The organism is Archangium sp. (assembly GCF_057119385.1).
This window is the reverse complement of the sequence record NZ_DBNGVP010000092.1, coordinates 67,183-85,054: the sequence shown is the minus strand read 5'-3', so window position 1 is coordinate 85,054 and position 17,872 is coordinate 67,183. Positions and strand designations below refer to the sequence as shown.

Sequence of the window (17,872 nt, the reverse complement as noted above, 5' to 3'; positions counted from 1 at the left end):
GGGTCCTGTATCTGCCCGTTCGTCTTTCGGCGGCGGAGAAAAAGCCCCGCCGGTTGGCACACATAGTTGGTTGCGGGGGTGTAGCTCAGTTGGGAGAGCGTCGCGTTCGCAATGCGAAGGTCGTCGGTTCGATCCCGTCCACCTCCACCATGCAACAGGGAAGGGCCTCACTGGAAACAGTGAGGCCCTTTTCATTTGGCCTACGAGTGAATTGAAAAGCTCCGGGGGTCTGTTATCCGGAGCCGATGACCGACCAGCCTTCGCTCTCGTTCTTCGCTCGTTTCTGGCTCGCGTTCTTGTGCTTCTGGCGGATCTGGGCCAACCCGGCGTTCGCCCGGGCGGTCCTCCCCCTGCAGCAGGCGGACGCGGCGGGCGAGCTCCCGGCAGGAAAGCCGATCACCGAGCAGCCCGCTGGACAGCCCGTTCCGGAAAAAGCGCCGGAAAAGAAGGAGCCGGTTGCCGCGCTGCCCCCCGAGCGGGAGCACGCCCCGGCCCTCCAGTTCCTCGCCATGCTGCAGCGCGAGGGGCGCCTCATCGACTTCCTCCAGGAGGACGTGGCGTCGTTCCCGGACGCGGACGTGGGCGCCGCGGCCCGCATCGTCCACGAGGGGTGCCGCAAGGTGCTGCGCCAGTACCTCACGCTGGAGCCGGTGCTGCCCCAGTCCGAGGGCGACCGGGTGAACGTGCCCGCGGGCTTCGATGCCCAGCGCATCCGCCTCACCGGCAACGTGGCGGGCCAGCCTCCCTATACGGGGGCGCTCAAGCACCACGGGTGGATGACCACGGCCGTGAAATTCCCGTCCACCAGCGCGGCGATGGATCCCCGGGTGCTGTCGCCCGCTGAAGTCGAGCTGTCCTGACACCAGATTGGAGCGCATATGGCCCGATACGCGATTGGAATCGACCTCGGCACCACGCACTCCGCGGTCTCCTACTTCAACCTGGAGGAGGCGAAGGCGCGCGGCGCGGCGCAGTCCATGCTGCCCATCCCGCAGCTGATAGCACCCGGTACCGTGGAGGCGCGGACGCTGCTGCCCTCGTTCCTCTACCTGCCCGGCGGCCAGGAGTTCCCCCAGGGGAGCCTGGCACTGCCGTGGAACCCGGCGGCCACGAGCATCGCCGGGGAGTTCGCCCGCGTGCACGGCGCCAAGGTGCCCACCCGGCTGGTGTCCTCGGCGAAGAGCTGGCTGAGCCACCCCGGAGTGGACCGGCGCGGCGCGCTGCTCCCCTGGCAGGCCCCCGAGGAGGTGCAGCGGGTGTCCCCGGTGGAGGCCTCCACGCGCTACCTGCGCCACCTGCGCGAGGCGTGGGACCACACCTTCGCCCGGTCGAAGGAGGACGCCGGCAACGCCATGGCCGCGCAGGACGTCATCATCACCGTCCCGGCCTCCTTCGACGCCGCCGCGCGGGATTTGACGCTCGAGGCCGCGAAGGCCGCGGGCCTGGAGAACATCATCCTCCTGGAGGAGCCGCAGGCGGCGCTCTACGCCTGGCTGGAGGCGCAGGGCGAGGCCTTCCGCAAGCGCGTGAAGGTGGGCGAGGTCATCCTGGTGGTGGACGTGGGCGGCGGCACCACGGACTTCTCGCTCATCACCGTGCGAGACCGCGCGGGCGACGTGGAGCTCACCCGCGTGGCGGTGGGCGACCACATCCTCCTGGGCGGCGACAACATGGACCTGGCGCTGGCGCACACGCTCAACCAGCGCCTCACCGCCGAGGGCAAGAAGCTCGACGCGTGGCAGTTCAACGCCCTCACCTATGGCTGCCGCATGGCCAAGGAGACGCTGTACGGCGATCCGTCCATGGCCAAGGCGCCCATCGCGATTCCGGGCCGCGGCTCGTCGCTCATCGGCGGCACGCTGCGCACGGAGCTGGCCCGCGAGGACCTGGACCGCGTCCTCACCGATGGTTTCTTCCCGCCCTCCCCCGTCGCGGAGCTGCCGCGCGTGGCCCGGCGCACCGGTCTCGCGCAGATGGCCCTGCCGTACGCGCAGGACCCGGCGGTGACGAAGCACCTCGCCGCCTTCCTCACCCGGCAGGCCCAGGCGCTGGCCAGCTCGCCGGACTCGCCGGTGAACGTGGGCGGCAAGTCCTTCATCCACCCCACCGCCGTGCTCTTCAACGGCGGCGTCTTCAAGGCGGGCCCGCTCAAGGCCCGGGTGATGGAGGTGCTCAACGCGTGGCTCACCGCGGACGGTGGCCAGCCGGCCCAGGAGCTCGCGGGCGCGGACCTGGACCTGTCCGTGGCGCGCGGCGCGGCCTATTACGGTTGGGTGCGGCAGGGCCATGGGTTGCGCATCCGCGGCGGCACGGCGCGCGCCTACTACGTGGGCGTGGAGACGGCCATGCCCGCCGTGCCCGGCATGGAGCCCCCGGTGAAGGCGCTGTGCGTGGCCCCCTTCGGCATGGAGGAGGGCACCCAGGCGGACGTGCCTCCGCAGGAGTTCGGCCTCGTCACCGGCGAGCCCACCCGCTTCCGCTTCTTCGCCTCGTCCGTGCGGCGAGACGACAAGGTGGGCGTCCTGGTGGACGACGTGGACAGTGCCGAGTTCGAGGAGCTCGCCCCCATCGAGACGACGCTCCCGGGCACGCCCACGCCCTTCGGGGACCTCACCCCCGTCAACCTCCAGGCCGCCGTCACCGAGGTGGGCACGCTGGAATTGCGGTGCCTGCAGAAGGACGGCCCCGGCAAGTGGAAGCTGGAGCTCAACGTCCGCATGAAGGAGTAGAAGGAGCCCCGCGCGGCCCGGGAGGGCCGCCCGCACGCCTATGCACATCGTCGGCATCGACCTCGGAACCACGCACTGCGCCGTTGCCTCGGTGGACCCCGCGAAGGGGCCCACCGCTCCCGTGGAGGACTTCCCCGTCCCCCAACTGGTGCGCCAGGGCGAGGTGAGCCCGCGGCCCCTGCTGCCCTCGTGTGTCTACGTGCCCGCCGGCCATGAGCTCGCCGCCGGCTCGCTCCGCCTGCCCTGGGGCGACAGCGGCTCGCAGGTGGTGGGCGAGCTCGCCCGCTGGCAGGGGGCTCGGGTGCCGGGCCGGGTGGTGACGTCCGCGAAGAGCTGGCTGTGCCACCCGGGCGTGGACCGTTCCGCTCCCATCCTCCCGTGGGGCGCTCCGGCGGACGTGGCGAAGCTGTCCCCGGTGGAGGCCAGTGCCCTGCTGCTCCAGCACATGGCCCAGGCGTGGAACCACGCCCACCCCGAGGCCCCGCTGGCACAACAGGAGGTGGTCATCACCGTGCCCGCCTCCTTCGACGAGGCGGCCCGCGCCCTCACGGTGAGCGCCGCGCGCAAGGCGGGCCTGGAGAAGTTCACCCTGCTGGAGGAGCCGCAGGCGGCCTTCTACGACTACACCGCGCGCCACCGGAAGGATCTGGCGCAGTCGCTGGAGGGCGTGCGGCTGGTGCTGGTGGTGGACGTGGGCGGCGGCACCACGGACTTCACCCTGGTGCACGCGGGCGTGTCCCCCGAGGGCCCCATGCTGCGGCGGCTCGCGGTGGGCGAGCACCTCATGCTCGGCGGCGACAACATGGACGCCGCGCTCGCCAAACGCGTGGAGGAGAAGCTCTTCCCGGATGGCAACCGGCGCCTGTCCGCCACCCAGTGGACCCAGGCCATCCAGGCGGCTCGCACCGCCAAGGAGGCCCTGCTCGGCAACAATCCTCCCGAGCGCTATGGCGTGTCACTCGTCTCCGAGGGCAGCCGGCTACTGGGCGGCTCGCTGTCCACGGAGCTCACGCGCGAGGAGGCGGAGCGCCTCGTCATGGACGGCTTCTTCCCGCGCTCGGGTGCGCAGGAGCGGCCGCGGCGCGTGTCGCGCATGGCGCTGCAGGAGTTGGGACTGCCATACGCGCAGGACGCGGCCATCACCCGGCACCTGGCGGCCTTCCTCGCGCAGCACGCGGCGGCGGGCTTCGCGGCCCTGGGAGAGACGGCCCCCGTGGAAGGCGCCCTGCCCCGCCCCGACGCCATCCTGCTCAACGGAGGTGTCTTCAACTCGCCCCAGTTGTCCGCTCGGCTGGTTGAGGCGGTGAGCGCGTGGTGGCCGGGAGCTCCGCGCATCCGGCTGCTGAAGCACGAGTCGCTGGAGCTGGCGGTGGCGCGCGGCGCGGCGTACTACGGGCTGGTGCGGCGCGGGCACGGCCTGAAGATCGGCGGCGGCGCGGCGCGTGCGTACTACGTGGCCCTGCAGCGGCCGGCGGACAGCTCGGAGCAGCCGGTGCTGTGCCTCATCCCCCGAGGCTTCGAGGAGGGCAACCAGGTCGACATCGGCGAGCGCTCCTTCACGCTGACGCTGGGGCGGCCGGTGCAGTTCACGCTGTACTCCACCACGAGCGACCGCATCGACAAACCGGGCGACGTGGTGCCGCTGATGGAGGAGCTGAAGCCGCTGCCGCCCATCCACACGGTGCTCAAGGGCGCCGCGGGGAAGACGGCGGAGGTGCCGGTGCACCTGCAGGCGGGGCTCACGGAGATTGGGACGCTGGAGCTGTTCGCCGTGTCGAACGTGGCGGACGAGCGCTGGCGCCTGGAGTTCGAGCTGCGGGGCACGAGCGGCGAGCGGGAGCTGACCGTCACCGAGTCCATGCCGGCGCGCTTCGCCGAGGCGAAGGAGAACGCCGAGCGGGTGTACGGCAACAAGCCGCTGCCCATTGGCCCCAAGGACGTGAAGCAGCTGTCGCGCACGCTGGAGAAGGTGCTGGGCCCGCGCGAGACGTGGCGGGTGCCGGTGCTGCGCGAGCTGTGGAGCACGCTGTTCGCGGGGGCCTCCAAGCGGCGGCGCACGGCGGACCACGAGCGCGTCTTCTACAGCCTGACGGGCTACACGCTGCGGCCGGGCTTCGGCTACCCGCTGGACCATTGGCGGGCGGAGCAGACGTTCACGCTGTTCGAGCCGCTGGTGCAGCACCACACCGAGAAGTCGGTGTGGATCGAGTTCTGGGTGATGTGGCGGCGCATCGCGGGCGGCCTGAGCGAGGCGCAGCAGCGGAAGCTCTACGACTACCTGAAGCCGCACCTGGCGAGGAAGGTGCCGCTGGACGCGCCGCAACCCCCGGGCAAGCTCAAGGGCATCCAGCCCGAGGGCCTGGACGAGATGGTGCGCACGGCAGCGTCGCTGGAGCACCTGGAGCCGGGAGACAAGGCGGAGTTCGGCGGGTGGGTGGCAGCGCGGCTGAAGGCGGAGAACAAGAGCGGCGGCCCGTGGGCGTGGGCACTGGGACGGCTGGGCGCGCGAGTGCCCCTCTACGGCAGCAGCCACAAGGTGGTGGACGTGGAGGTGGCGGAGGCCTGGCTGTCGCTGCTGCTGGAACTGGACCTCAAGCGCATCGACGGGGCGCCGTTCGCGGCGGCACAACTGGCGCGGCTGACGGGAGACCGCATGCGGGACATCAGCCCCGAGCTGCGAGCGAAGACAGCCCAGGCGCTGCGAGCGGCGAAGGCAGCGGACACATGGGTGCGGATGGTGACGGAAGTGGTGGCGCTCGAGGAGGCGGATGAAGCGCGAGCGCTCGGCGACACCCTGCCCGCGGGCCTGCGTCTGTAGCCACCAACATCCGGACGTCACTCGATCCCCACTGCCCCCTACTTCCCCTCTCCCCTCGGGAGAGGAGCCCCCCGTCGTTCAAAGGGGGGGCAAGCCCCCCGGGGTGAGGGTATCTGGCCCCCGGGTTGCCCCCGTGCCCCCCTCCGTGTGAACCGTTCAAGGAGCCGGAGGCCGAGCTCCAGTGATCTTCTCGAGCAACCCTGATCTCTGGAGCCAGATCATCAACGTGAAGTTGATGGTGTTGAACGCCGCATGCGCCAGCATGACGGAGGGCAGGCGGAAGCGGCGGACGAAGACGAAGACGAAGCCGAAGTAGGCCCCGAGCACGGCGGTCTGCGCGACGGCGAGGGTGCCTTCGTAGAAGTGTCCCAGCCCGAAGAGCGCGGCCGAGAGCAACACCGCGGCGGGCCAGTTCCCCAGAAGCACCTTCAGCCTCGGCACGAGGAAGCCCCGGAAGGCGAGCTCCTCGAAGCCCGCCACGAGCACCATCGCCATGGCGAAGACCGGCACGCTGAGCCCCATCTCCACCAGTCCAGTGGCCACCTCCTTGCGAGCCAAGAGCTCTTTGTCGGAGAGCTTCAAGAGAACCCCCAGCAAGGCGAGCGGAATGGAGGCGGCGATGTTGGCGACATACGCCCCCACGAGAACGGGAATGGAGAGGAGGATCTCCCGCCCCAGCCCCTCGCGAACGAACCCGAGCTGAGCCGGCCCCTGCCCGTCCCTCCAGAGCAACAGCCCCACGAGCAGACTCACCCCGAGCGCACGAAGGCACAGCCACAGAATCGCGCCGGGCTTCTTGAAGGGGGTGGTATTCGGCGCGGGTCCGACGGGGACCGTCACCTCGCTCATCTCACCCTTGCGCTGGACGATGAACCGCATCTCGGTGCTGGCCCCGTCTCCCGCCGTCCGGATGCGCTCCTGGAATTCCTCCTCGGGATCCGATGAGGACAACATCTGACCATCCACCCCGAGGATCCGGTCTCCCACCTCCAGGCGGCCGTCCGCTGGCGCTCCCCGCACCACATGGGTGAGTTCCACCACCTTCGACACGTCCTGCCCATCCCCCGCCACGGAGACCTCCGTGTGCCGGACACCGAGCCGGGGAGGCGGCGCAACGCCCTCTCCTCCGAGCCATCCACCCGCCATGGAAGCCCCGAGCGCCAGCCCGAAGAGAAGGACAGTGCCCACCGCGCGGGGCACCTGGCCCGCGCGCCAGTCCTCCCAGGGGCGCAGGAGCACAAGCCCCCAGGCGGCCAGGAGGCAGGTGACGGCGAGGCGCGGCACCAGGTCGAGCACGGCGAGCGAGCCCGGAATGAACACGGTGACGAGCACGAGCGCCGCTTCGGACAGCGCCCGGCGGCGGGAAGGAGCGTTCTGGAGCAACTGAGCGTCGTTGGACACGCGCCCAAGCTACTATCATCCGTGACGAATGCCCCTCACCTTGCCCGCCCATGCCGCGGCGATCCTGCCCCTGTGCCGGTTCCGCGGGCTTCCCCCGGCCGCGCTCGTGGTGGGGGCCAGCGTGCCCGACCTCGCGTACCTGTTCGGAATGGGCTCGCGCAGCTCCCACACTCCGGAGGGACTGCTGCGCTTCAGCCTGCCCGTGGGCTTGCTCCTCTGGGTGTGGCTGGAGGCGCTGGTGCTCCCGGTGCTGCACCGCACGCTGCCCGCCGTGGGCGGTGTCCAGTGGGGCCGCTTCCTCCTCACCCGAGGACTCCCCCGGGGCGCGCGGGCCTGGGCCCTGGCGATCCTCGCGGTGGGGCTCGGCGCGGCCACCCACGCCATCTGGGACAGCTTCACCCACCGCTACCGCTGGCCCTCGAGCGTGCTCTACCCCGACAACCCCCTCACGCTGGGCCCCTGGGAGCTGCCGCTCGCCACGTGGCTGCAGCACGGCTCGTCGGTGGTGGGCTCGCTGGTGGTGCTGGGATTCCTGGTGCGCCACTACCCGCACCTGCCCGAAGCCCCGGGTGGCCGCTGGCGCGACTTCCTCCGGGTGCTGCTGCCCACCGTCGCATTCGGAGCCGTGCTGCTCGGACCGAGGCTGGCGCATGCCCCGCCGTCAGGACCGATTGATCTGCAGCTGAAGTGGGTGCTGTGGCACGTGCTCGACGGAGTCCTCGCCGGACTCACCCTGGGCTGCGTGCTGGCCCGACGCCGGGCCGCGCCAGCCCCTGGGTAGATCCCTCCATCCAGGGTCGAAGCGAAGCGCTCCGCCCCTCGGAGGGACACAGCCAGGCTGGATCAGTTCAGCCCCGCGAGGCGACGGCGACCGGAGCCTCTTCCTCGGCGGAAGCGGCGGCCGGAGCCGGCACCACCTGGAGGTTGGGCGCGACGGCCGCGGGAGCCTCGGCCACCACGTTCATCGTCTCGGTGGCCTTGTCATCCTTGGGCTTGCGCGTCCCCGCGCCCGAGCGGCACCCACGGCACCAGGGCTGGTTGCGGATGGCGCCGTCCGCCATCTTGCGCAGACCGAACTGCGCGAGCGGCTTGAGCGTGCGGCACTTCAGGCACATCAGCGAAATGAGCACCTCGTGCCCGTCGGCATCGTAGACCGCCGACTTGCGCCGCTTGCGCGGCTGCCCCGGCTCGCGCGCCGTCTTGGCCTCCTTCGAGGCCGGTGGCGGCATCATCGGGGTAACCTTGTAAAGCATGTGTGTCCCTCCCAGCCGGCGGGCCGCGATCGGTGCCTTCCAAGGCTCCTCGGATCACGGCGCGCCTCCCCTAGACTAAGGAGGAAAACGGTCGTTGGAAACTGATCCCAGGCCGATTTTTCGGCCCAGGATGGGATCTGCCCGGATCTCGGCCACTTGCGCGCGCTCCCGGGGGAGGCGCAATCGCGCCCGAGCCGATTTTCCGGCCCGCGCGCGATTCCGGGCCCGTTGTCAAGGGCGCTCGGAACGGGCCCCAGCGGCGTCCTTGGAGGGGCACGCCACGCCCTCGTCCACGAAGCTGATGCGGCCTGTAGCGGGCGCGGAGAGGGCCGTCCCCCGGCCCTTCCACCAGGTGGCGAGCCCGTCCCGGAGGATCACCTCGCGGTCGCTGCCCAGGTCGATGCGCTCGGCGGGCAGCTGCGACAGGACCGGGGCCAGCCCGGCGGCACCGCGCGCGAGGAAGTCCGGCATGACCACCCGGTAGAGGCGGCCGGACTCGAGCGGCTTGCCATTGGCCAGGGTCACGTCGCGCAGGCGCTCGGGGCCGGGGCAGCGGGAGAGCTTCACCTTCAACCCGGACTGCTGGAAGACGCCGGAGCCCGAGCCATAGGCGGCAGTCAGCAGGCGCCGCAGCTCGTCGCCGTTGACGGTGACGATGGACACCGTGTTGTCGAACGGCAACACCTCATAGAGGTCACCATAGGTGAGCGCACCGGCCTTCAGGTTGGCGCGCAGGCCGCCGGAGTTGAGCAGCGCGACGTCCACCTTCTCCATCTCCCGCAGCGCGTCCGTGAGGACATCGCCGAGCGCGCTCTCGGCCTCGTAGTTGCGGCCCAGGGGCGCGGTGACGGTGACGCCGAGGGACTGGCGCTGCACCTCCTCCACGCGGGCGAGCGCGGGGGCCACCAGCGCCTCCACCGCCTTGTCCGGCTCCACGGGGCCCCCGAGGAACGTGGCGGGCACCAGCCGCGCCGAGGCCCCCACGTCCTTCAGCTGGCGCGGATCACAACTTCCACGCGTCGCCTCCACCTGGCCACACACCGGAATGGCGGCCTGGATGCGGGTGCTCGCGGGCACCACCTCGCGGCTCGCCGGGTCCACGAAGAGCTCCACCACGCCGAAGGAGCGGCCCAGGCCCGAGGTGGAGAGGATGGGCACGTCCTTGAAGAAGTGGCCCATGGGCTGGTGGGTGTGGCCGGCGAAGACGGCGTCCAGGGTGCCCGCGGGCAGCGCCTCGACGAGCTCCAGGATCTCCGCATCCGAGCGATCACAGCTCGAGGTGTCGCGCGGGTTGGAGAGGTCCGTGCACTTGCCACCCGCGTGGGCCAGGCCCACCACCACCTCGGCGCCCTGGGCCCGCAGGCGCTTCGCGGCCTCCAGCGTGGTGGGCAGCATGGGCTCGAAGCGCAGGGAAGCCACGTGGGTGGGGTTGGCGATGCGCGGGGTGCTCGGAGTGGTGAGGCCCACGATGCCCACCTTCACGCCCTTGAGCGTCACCAGCAGCGTGCCGTCATTGCCGAGCCACGCGGGAGGCTGGCCGGAGGCGGCGTCGCGCACGTTGACGGTGAGCAGCGGGAAGCGCGCCTGGCGGATGCGCGCGGTGAGCGCTCCGACGGCGTCCTCGCCCGGCCCGGGCACCGCGCGGGGGCCCACCGGCCCGTAGTCGAACTCGTGGTTGCCGAGCGCCGCGGCCGTGTAGCCCAGCTGGTTGTAGACGTCGATGACGGCGGCGCCCTCGGTGAGGTTGGAGGCGAGCGTGCCCTGGAAGAGGTCTCCCGCGTCGAGCAGCAGCACCCCGCCCGGGTTGTCCGCGCGCAGCCGGGCCACGTAGCCGGCGAAGACGGCCGCCCCCCCCTGCTCCACCTCGAGCCCACCGGGCAGCGAGGTCTTCTGGGGCATCAGCCAGCCGTGGAAGTCATTGGTGGCCACCAGGGTGAGCCGCACGGGCTCGGCGGGCGCCTGGAGGGCCTGGGAGGAAGGAGAGGACGTCTGGGCGGACGGCTCGGCGGGACGCGGAGCACTGGCGCACCCGGCGGCCACGAGGGCCACCAGCGCGAAGAGGAGTCGGGAGGAATACATGCGGGCGGCGAGTTGAGCCCAGCCGCCCCCCGCAGGCAACCCGCATCAGGCCCTGGGACGGCGGCGCGAGAGCAGCAGCACGCCCGCCAGCACGAGCAGCACCGAGCCTGGCACGGACACCGAGGAGCAGTAGCAATGGAGGCCATTGCCGTCGCCCGGCGGCAACCCGCCCGGAGTGCCCAACGGAGGGACGTCGGGGCGAGTTCCCCCACCCCCTCCATCCTCCGTCCCGGCGTCCGGCGTGCCTCCATCCGTGGACGTGGTGGGATTGCCCGTGTCCACGACGAGCGGCGTCGTGAAGCCGGTGGCGATGGCCTGCCACGGGACGAGCTTGAAGTTCTCGTTGCCGCCCGGGGTGTTGGTGCTGTCGTGCACGGCCACCATGCCCAGCGGGAAGCCCGTCAGGGCCCGGTTGGTCACCACCACGTGGCGCGGACGATCCACCGCGTCGATTCCACCGTCCTGGGCCACGGTGAAGCTGCCCCGGAACGTGTGGGCGGAGGGCTGCCGCTCGTAGATGCGCACCGCGTTCGCGCCCCCGCTCACCGCCAGCAGGTAGCCTCGGACTCCGGACGCCGTGTAGAGGGCCACGCCTCCCAGGGGGGCGTCGAGCCCGCCTCCGGTGATGCCATCCACCAGGACCCGGGCATCCCCCGCGTCGGGCTCGGCGCCGTACTGCCAGATGCCACTGCCCTGCTCGACGACGTAGAGCGTGCGCTGGGCATCGTCGACGGCCAGGCCCACCACGGAGTCCCCCACGTCGAAGGTGCGCACCGGGGTGACTCCGACGCCGCCATCCCCCACCTGGCCGGTGAGCTCGTACTGCGCGACAACGCCGGTGGCACTCCCGGCGAAGGCGAAGAAGCGCCCGGTGGTGGGGCTCACGTACAGGGCCACGCTGTTGGGCACGAAGCCCGAGGTGGTGATGGGGGACAGCCCCGCGCCGCGCAGTCCGAGCGTCGTGGGATCGATGAGGTAGGCCACGAGCGCCTGGATGCTCGGGTTGGCCACCATCACCAGGGACTGGGAGATGCCCGTCACCTGGACGTTCTCCTGCACGTCCACGCCCGCGGCCACGCCGTCGGAGGACAGGGAGAACAGCAGGGCGCCGGTGGTCCGGAAGGCGAGCAGCCCGACCTGGTTGTCCGCCACGAGGAGCAGACTGTTGGCCGGGTCCGTGGGGTGCATCCACAGGGCCGCGCCCTGCACCACGGTCCCGGTGCCGAGCACCTGCGCCGTCTCCAGCGTGGGCGGCACCGCGATGCTCTGCTGGGCCAGCGCGGGCAGGCCGGCGAGAAGGACGGCCACGCTGAGAAGTGTGCGGAAACGCACGAAGGCCTCCTGGGCGATATTCGAGGCAACGGGTTGGCCACGCCCGCCTGCCCGCGCAAGGAGGGACGTGCCGGAGACGTTCACCCGCGAGCGCATCCCCCGGGGCTCCGGTATCCTCCTGGACATGCACACCGGTGAGGGGGACACCCAGGGACTCGCGGGCGACCGCGGCGAGGCGGCACTTCCGGCTCTAGGGGCGCTGCCCTGGTGGAAGGAGCCCTCGAGGGAGCAATGGCGGACGTTCCTGGCGGCCTGGGTGGGCTGGGTGCTGGATGCCTTCGACTTCACCATCTACCTGCTGGTGATGCCGGAGATGGCCAAGGAGTTCGGCGTCGGCGTGACGGTGCTGGCGGGCTCCATCACGCTCACGCTGCTGGTGCGGCTGGTGGGCGGAGTGGCAGCGGGAGCGGTGGCGGACCGGTGGGGCCGCAAGCTGCCGCTGATGCTCTCCATCGTCTGGCTCGCGCTGTGTGACGGCGCGGTGGCACTGGCGCCCTCCATCACCTGGGTGCTGGTGCTGCGCACGCTGTTCGGCTTCGGCATGGGCGCCGAGTGGACGAGCGGCGCCACGCTGGCCATGGAGAACTGGCCCGAGCGCAGCCGGGGCATCGCCTCGGGCATCCTGCACGGAGGCTGGGCCGTGGGCTACCTGCTGGCCGCGGTGGTGTCCGGCGTCGTGGTGCCGCTGTGGGGCTGGCGGGCGCTCTTCGTCATCGCCGCGGTGCCGGCGCTGCTGGTGCTGCCCATCCGCTACGGCGTGCCGGAGAGCTTCGATCCCGAGAAGGCCCTCGCCGAGCGGCGCGCCCGGCCCTCGCAAGGGCTCAGGGATCCGGTGCTGCTGACGCGGCTCGCGTGGGGCTCGCTGGTGATGGCGTGCAACTTCGGGGGCTACTACGGGCTCACCAGCCTCTACCCGGTGCTGCTGAAGACGGAGCTGGGGATGAGCATCCAGGGCGTGTCGGTGCTGGTGACGCTCGTCAACGTGGGCATGCTGCTGGGGACGGCGATGTGCGGGATGCTGGCCTCGCGGCTGGGCGTGGCGAAGGCGGTGGCCATCGCCGCGTTCGGCATGCTGCCCTTCCTGCCGCTCTACGTGGGCACGGTGCCCGGGCTGATGTGGCTGGGCGCCTTCGCGGGCGGCTTCTTCGGCGCGGCCCCTCCGGGCATCGCCCCACTGCTGCTCACCTCGCTCTTCCCAGCGAGCATCCGAGGCAAGTGCGTGGGGCTCGTCTTCCACGTGGGCGCCTTCGTGGCGGCCTTCATCCCCACCGGCATGGCGGCGCTCGTCGAGCACGCCGGCTTCACCCATGCCCAGGTCATCATGACGGTGGGCGGCGTGTGCCTGGTGGCCATGGCCCTGGCGCTCTCGCTGCGCCCCAGGGCCACGCTGGACGAGGCCCCCTCCGAGGCCCCCTCGCCCCTGCACGGGTGAGAGGGCCCCGCGCCACCGCCGCTACTTCGGGATGAGGGTGAAGGCGATGTTCTTCATGTCGATGCCGGGCCCGCGGATGCGCAGCGTGCCCTCCACCCGGGTGATGTCCTGGTTGGACGGATCCACCTGCGTGACGGCGCCCACCACCTCCGAGGCATCCGCCACGCTGGTACCGAAGAGCGGCATCGCGAAGGGCTGCATCCGCCACCGGTCCCCATCCACCCGCGCCCAGACCTGCTGACGCTGCTGGCTCCCCGCGCCCTGGGGAAGGATCGTCAGGGTGAGCGCACCCGGACGGGAGGGCTCGGCCGTCTCGAGCACGAAGTCCACGGGGGTGATGCCGCCGCGCCCCGGAACCTGGACCGTCATGCGCATCGCCCGGGGCCAGGTGCCCGCGGCCGGCTTCGCGACGGTGAACTCACTCCCGAGCTCGCCCCAGAGCGCGCCTCCGGAGAGGAACGGCAGACCCGGCAGCACCCGGAAGCGGTAGCGGGCCCCCTGCGCGAGCGGCGCCGCCGGCACGAACGTGAGCCGTCCGCCCTGGACCTCCACCGCGCCGGACACGCGATTGCCGAGCGCGTCCTCCAGCACCACGTACTCCGCCGCCACCTCGGCGGCCGGCTTCCCCTGCGAGTCATCCACCGGGTCCGCGAAGGCCACGGACGGGCGCACGTCCGGGTAGACGCCCTCGTCGCTGTCGATGTCCGGCCAGATGCCCAGCGGCGCCCCACCCTTCGGCGTCAGCTCGCGCAGGAAGGCCAGGAGATCCGCGCGCTCCTCGGCGCTGAGCGGCACCTTCACGTAGTCGATCGCCACATCCAGGGCGGCCTCCAGGCTCCGGGCCTTCGCGCCCACGAAGTAGATGCCGTGACGGTAGGTGCCCAGGAGCGTGGGGATGTCGGCCGGCTCACCGGACTTGCCCTGCGTGACATACCCGCGTGACGTGTACAGCGGCGGCGTGTGGCAGCCAGAGCAGGAGGCCTTGCCCTCGAAGAGCTCTTTTCCGCGCAGGGCGGCCTCGGTGTAGCTGCCGTCCAGCCGGGTGTGGCCCGTGGCCCTGGGGGCGCCGAGCAGCGAGCCCAGGAAGGCCTGGAGGCCGAGCGCCTCCTCGGGCGTGGCCGGACGCGACACGATGGACCCGGGTCCCTGGTAGCCGAAGTTGGCGGAGCTGGAGACGTAGGCGCCCCACTCCAGCGGCGTGGTGGCATCCAGCAGTTGCAGCGGCCGCACGTTGTGCCAGACAGCCGGTCCGAAGCGCCACACCATGCCGTCGTTCTGCGTCTCCACATGGCAGCTCGAGCAGGAGTGATTCGCCGCGAAACTCCCACCGGGCCGGGTGAAGACGCGCTCACCGAGCGCCACGCTCGCGGGACGCGGATCCTCCGCGAGCTGCACCTTCTGGAACACCGTCCCGTCCGCGCGCAGCACCCACAGCTCGAAGCTCTGGTAGCAGTGCACGGCCACCGTGCCCGCGGCATCCACCGCCACCAGCTGCCGGGCGCCCGGACCCACCGCGACCCGGGCCTTCTCGGCGAGCGTGTTCCGGTCGAGTGCCACCACCACGTCCGACGACTCGGAGGAGACCCACAGCGTGTCCCCCACCGCGAGCACTCCGGCGGGATTGACCACGGGACCTCCGGAGCCCGCCTGGCGCGTCAGGTCCGCGCGCCGCAGCACGCTCGGCACCGCGGCGTCCGCGTCCACCACCACCACCTCGTGCACGAAGGGCTTCGCCGTGGCGTCCGCCTGCGAGGGCTCGGGGTCTCCATCGGTCGCGGCGACGTACAGCTCGGTATCGTCCGCGGAGAGCGCCAGGGCCCGCAGATCGGCGGAGACTCCCTCCACGGTGGCGATCGTCGTCAGCGACGCGGTGTCGACGACCGAGATGTCCTTGTCATCCCCCGGCCCGTACGTGCCGCGCGTGTCCTTGACGCGGTTGCCGGAGCGGTACGAGGCCACGAAGAGCCGCCGGCCATCCGCGGAGAGCGCCAGGGCGCGAGGATCGAACCCCACCTCCACATGCGCCACGACCTCGCGCACCGCGAGGTCCACCACCGCCACCCGGCGCTGCGTGGCCAGCGACACGTACAGCCGCCGGGCATCCGGAGAGAGGGCCAGACCGGAGGGCTCGTCCCCCACCCACAGGGAGTCCACGAGCACGCCGCGCGCCCGGTCGATGAAGCCCACGGTGTCGCCGCCGCGATGGGCGACGAGCACATAGGGCAGCGGCTCGCGCCAGGCCAGCGCCGAGGGCCACGCGCCCACCGTCACCTCGCCATGCTTGCGCCAGTACGTGCCGTCCACCCGCGCGAGGCGGCTCACCGTGTAGGACGCACCGTTCGCGGTCCACAGCTCCTCCCCGACGCGCAACACGCCGGAGAGGGGCGTCAGGGAGTGGTTGCGGAAGCGCTCGGCCGGAGAGCGGGCCACGACGTGGAGCGGCACCTCGGAGTTGCGCAGCTCGCCCAGCCGGAGGACGTAGTCCCCGGGCACATCGGGGGTGAAGCGCGGCTCGGGAGCGCCCCGCGTGTAGGCGGTGTTGCGGCTGCTCTCGGGAGCGGAGACGACCTGCCACTCCAGGGTGGAGGGACACTGCGCGTCCTGCTTCAGCCGGGGCAGGTAGAAGGTCTCGCCCAGGGTGTGGGAACGCGGGTTCTGCAACGGAAGCAGCGCCTCGGTGCAAACGGGCTCCGGGGCTGGATCCGGCTCGTCACGGCACGCACTGGCCGACAGCAGCAGCACCGACGCGGAACAGAGGAGGAGGAAACGGTTGGGTCTCATGGGGCCCCGGCATAGAGGCCCCACCGTCGCGGAGCAACCCCCATGCGCTCGCCAGGAGCCGCACGCCAGGATGGTTCCCATGTCGCGAATGTTGAGAATGACGACGTGGGCGCAGGTGCGGGCCGAGCTCGATGCACTGAAACCCCACCTCGCCTACGGCCCGTGCGACAAGCGCGAGGACGAGGCGCTGCACGCCATGCACCTCGCCGACCCTCTGTGCGCGGTGCAACGGTCTCCGGCCCCTCACGCGGCGTGAGACGGGTGACACGGCCCGTCGAGCCCCGGGACTGTCAGGGGCGGTGATAGGCTGTCCGGCATGGCCAGCAACATGTCGTGCATCGGCATCACCGCGAGGGATCCGCAGGACTTCGGGCGCCGCATGTCGTTGCTGCTGGAGCGCAGCGAGCCCGCCGGGAAGTGGGGAGCCCACGAGCTGCGCGTCTGGACGGACGCGAGTGGCGCCAGCGTCAGCTTCGTGGTGTCGGAGGACGGAGTGGAGTGCGCCACCCCGGGCTTCCGCGCGCGGACCCGGCTCCAGGCGCGCGCGACACGGTTCGCCAACGATCCGGATTGCCGCTTCTGCGATCCGCTGCTCGTGGAGATCGTGGACGCGAAGGGAGAGCTCTTCTACCCGTTGGCCACGCAGCTCGATGACCTGCTGCTCACGCGCGAGCGGGTGAGCGAGGGGGCCCTGCTCGAGCTGGGCCTGTGCGCCTTCGCCCGAGGCATCGAGGTCTGGGCGGACGAGGCGGCCTTCACCCAGGCGCAGGAGAACGAGGAGGTGAAGTTCGCCGCCGAGTCCCTCATTCCCTCCGGGCTGTTCTCACCGGAGGGAGAGGAGCTGCCCGAGGCGGCCGAGGCCTTCCTCACGGGCCGGGTGCTGGAGGCCGGACTGCGAGAGAACGTCATGACCGGGGAGACGTTCCAGCACGCCATCGTGCGGACACTGGGAGGGAGCTACGACGTGCTCGCCTCGCCGCGGGAGCTGACGGCCCCCCTGGAGCCCGGAAACATCATCCAGGGTGAGTTCTGGCTGGTGGGGAGGGTGACGTCTGGCCTCATCGAAGCGCCTCTGCCCGGGATGACACACCGGCGCTTCCGCGCCTGAGCGTCCGCGCCGCCGAGCGGATATCCTGCGCGGTGAGGAGCTCGCATGGCGAACGGTCACAGGGGACGAGGCAGCACGGGGCGGTCCGATGAGACACGCATTGCCCCCGTGGAAGAAGACGAGCGAACGCCCCCACCCCGGGCCAGGCGAGCGGACGAGACGCGCATGGCGCCCGTGGTGGAGCCAGACGCGGAGCCGGAGGCCGAGCAGCCCGAGGGCGGCGAATACCGGACGATGTTCGCGACCCACGCGGCGCTGTTCGCGGAGCGGCTGAAGGACAGGTTCGCGAAGAAGATCTACGGGCGCACGCCGCACCGGGTGCTGCGCATCGACGAGCCCGAGGGTCCCAGCACCGCTGGAGGGAAGCTGGCGCGGCAGCCCATCTCGCTCGTCCCGAGGCGCGGTACGGCACCGACGATCGTCTGCGGCTGGGTGGACGTGGCGAGGAAGGAAGCGCAGCTGCGCGGCCACGAGTCCGTGGCGAAGCGGTACGAGGCCCACCACGGCGCGCCGATCGACATCGCCGAGGAGGACTACGAGCGCTGCATCGATGACCTGTCGGAGGCGCTCACCGGGGGTGGCATCAAGGTCCGGGTGGTCATTCCCGAGGAGGCCCCCGCCCGACAGACGGCCTCGCCTGCCCCCGAGGCAGGAGCCCAGGGCTTTCCTCTGTGGATGGTGGGAGCCGTGGGCGCGACGGCCTTCCTGCTCGGATTGATGATCGGGCGGATGACGGGCTGACGCGGCAGGACGGCCTCTACCCATGGAATAGACTCCTGGACCATGTCCATGAGGGTACCTGCCGTAGCGCTCCTGCTCACCTTGGCCCCGGTGCTGACCGCCCTCGGTGGGCCTCTGGAGGCGCTCCGTGTGGAACGGGAGGTGTCCCTCCAGGTGAGCGCGCTCCCTGGGGAACGGCTGAAACTCTCGTTCGGACTG

At 71.3% G+C, this 17,872-nt stretch carries 13 protein-coding genes and 1 tRNA gene; 9 read left to right on the top strand and 5 right to left on the bottom strand.

Features of this window, described 5'->3' with window-relative positions; genetic code table 11:
* The first annotated feature begins 74 nt into the window (after positions 1-74).
* From AC16DP_RS21750 to AC16DP_RS21735, 4 genes are all read left to right on the top strand, one after another.
* A tRNA-Ala gene (locus AC16DP_RS21750) sits at positions 75-150 on the top strand.
* Between the two features lie 95 nt (positions 151-245).
* Positions 246-860, top strand: a complete 615-nt coding sequence (locus AC16DP_RS21745; protein ID WP_329733944.1) for a DUF2760 domain-containing protein — start codon at positions 246-248, stop codon at positions 858-860.
* Positions 861-878: 18 nt separating this feature from the next.
* Entirely contained in the window at positions 879-2,729 is a 1,851-nt protein-coding gene (locus AC16DP_RS21740; protein ID WP_329733943.1) for an Hsp70 family protein, read from the top strand.
* Between the two features lie 40 nt (positions 2,730-2,769).
* Positions 2,770-5,547, top strand: coding sequence for an Hsp70 family protein (locus tag AC16DP_RS21735; protein WP_329733942.1), 2,778 nt, complete (start codon positions 2,770-2,772; stop codon positions 5,545-5,547).
* 156 nt (positions 5,548-5,703) lie between these two features.
* On the opposite strand, the gene AC16DP_RS21730 is transcribed toward AC16DP_RS21735, so the two are convergent.
* Positions 5,704-6,948, bottom strand: coding sequence for a CPBP family glutamic-type intramembrane protease (locus AC16DP_RS21730; RefSeq protein ID WP_329733941.1), 1,245 nt, complete (start codon positions 6,946-6,948; stop codon positions 5,704-5,706).
* 28 nt (positions 6,949-6,976) lie between these two features.
* Between AC16DP_RS21730 and AC16DP_RS21725 the strand changes: the two genes are divergently transcribed.
* Positions 6,977-7,729: a DUF4184 family protein gene (locus AC16DP_RS21725; RefSeq protein ID WP_329733940.1), complete on the top strand. Its 753-nt coding sequence runs from the start codon at positions 6,977-6,979 to the stop codon at positions 7,727-7,729.
* Between the two features lie 67 nt (positions 7,730-7,796).
* On the opposite strand, the gene AC16DP_RS21720 is transcribed toward AC16DP_RS21725, so the two are convergent.
* The 3 genes from AC16DP_RS21720 to AC16DP_RS21710 form a co-directional block, all read right to left on the bottom strand.
* A complete protein-coding gene (locus AC16DP_RS21720; protein ID WP_329733939.1) occupies positions 7,797-8,201 on the bottom strand; it encodes a hypothetical protein in 405 nt (134 codons plus the stop codon).
* A 231-nt stretch (positions 8,202-8,432) separates the two neighbouring features.
* Positions 8,433-10,280: a bifunctional metallophosphatase/5'-nucleotidase gene (locus tag AC16DP_RS21715; RefSeq protein ID WP_329733938.1), complete on the bottom strand. Its 1,848-nt coding sequence runs from the start codon at positions 10,278-10,280 to the stop codon at positions 8,433-8,435.
* A 45-nt stretch (positions 10,281-10,325) separates the two neighbouring features.
* Entirely contained in the window at positions 10,326-11,612 is a 1,287-nt protein-coding gene (locus AC16DP_RS21710) for a myxosortase-dependent phytase-like phosphatase (protein ID WP_329733937.1), read from the bottom strand.
* A gap of 67 nt (positions 11,613-11,679) precedes the next feature.
* Here AC16DP_RS21710 and AC16DP_RS21705 point away from each other — a divergent pair, with 67 nt between their 5' ends.
* Positions 11,680-13,044: an MFS transporter gene (locus AC16DP_RS21705; RefSeq protein ID WP_329733936.1), complete on the top strand. Its 1,365-nt coding sequence runs from the start codon at positions 11,680-11,682 to the stop codon at positions 13,042-13,044.
* Positions 13,045-13,065: 21 nt separating this feature from the next.
* On the opposite strand, the gene AC16DP_RS21700 is transcribed toward AC16DP_RS21705, so the two are convergent.
* The gene (locus tag AC16DP_RS21700; protein ID WP_329733935.1) at positions 13,066-15,825 is read right to left on the bottom strand and encodes a hypothetical protein; all 2,760 of its coding nucleotides are present in this window, start codon (positions 15,823-15,825) and stop codon (positions 13,066-13,068) included.
* A gap of 79 nt (positions 15,826-15,904) precedes the next feature.
* On the opposite strand from AC16DP_RS21700, the gene AC16DP_RS21695 reads away from it, so the two are divergent.
* From AC16DP_RS21695 to AC16DP_RS21685, 3 genes are all read left to right on the top strand, one after another.
* Complete coding sequence (locus tag AC16DP_RS21695; RefSeq protein WP_329733934.1) at positions 15,905-16,081, top strand: hypothetical protein; 177 nt, start codon at positions 15,905-15,907, stop codon at positions 16,079-16,081.
* 60 nt (positions 16,082-16,141) lie between these two features.
* On the top strand, positions 16,142-16,933 hold the full coding sequence (locus tag AC16DP_RS21690; RefSeq protein WP_329733933.1) for a hypothetical protein: 792 nt from the start codon (positions 16,142-16,144) through the stop codon (positions 16,931-16,933).
* Between the two features lie 165 nt (positions 16,934-17,098).
* Positions 17,099-17,674, top strand: a complete 576-nt coding sequence (locus AC16DP_RS21685; protein WP_329733932.1) for a hypothetical protein — start codon at positions 17,099-17,101, stop codon at positions 17,672-17,674.
* Positions 17,675-17,872 lie beyond the last annotated feature (198 nt).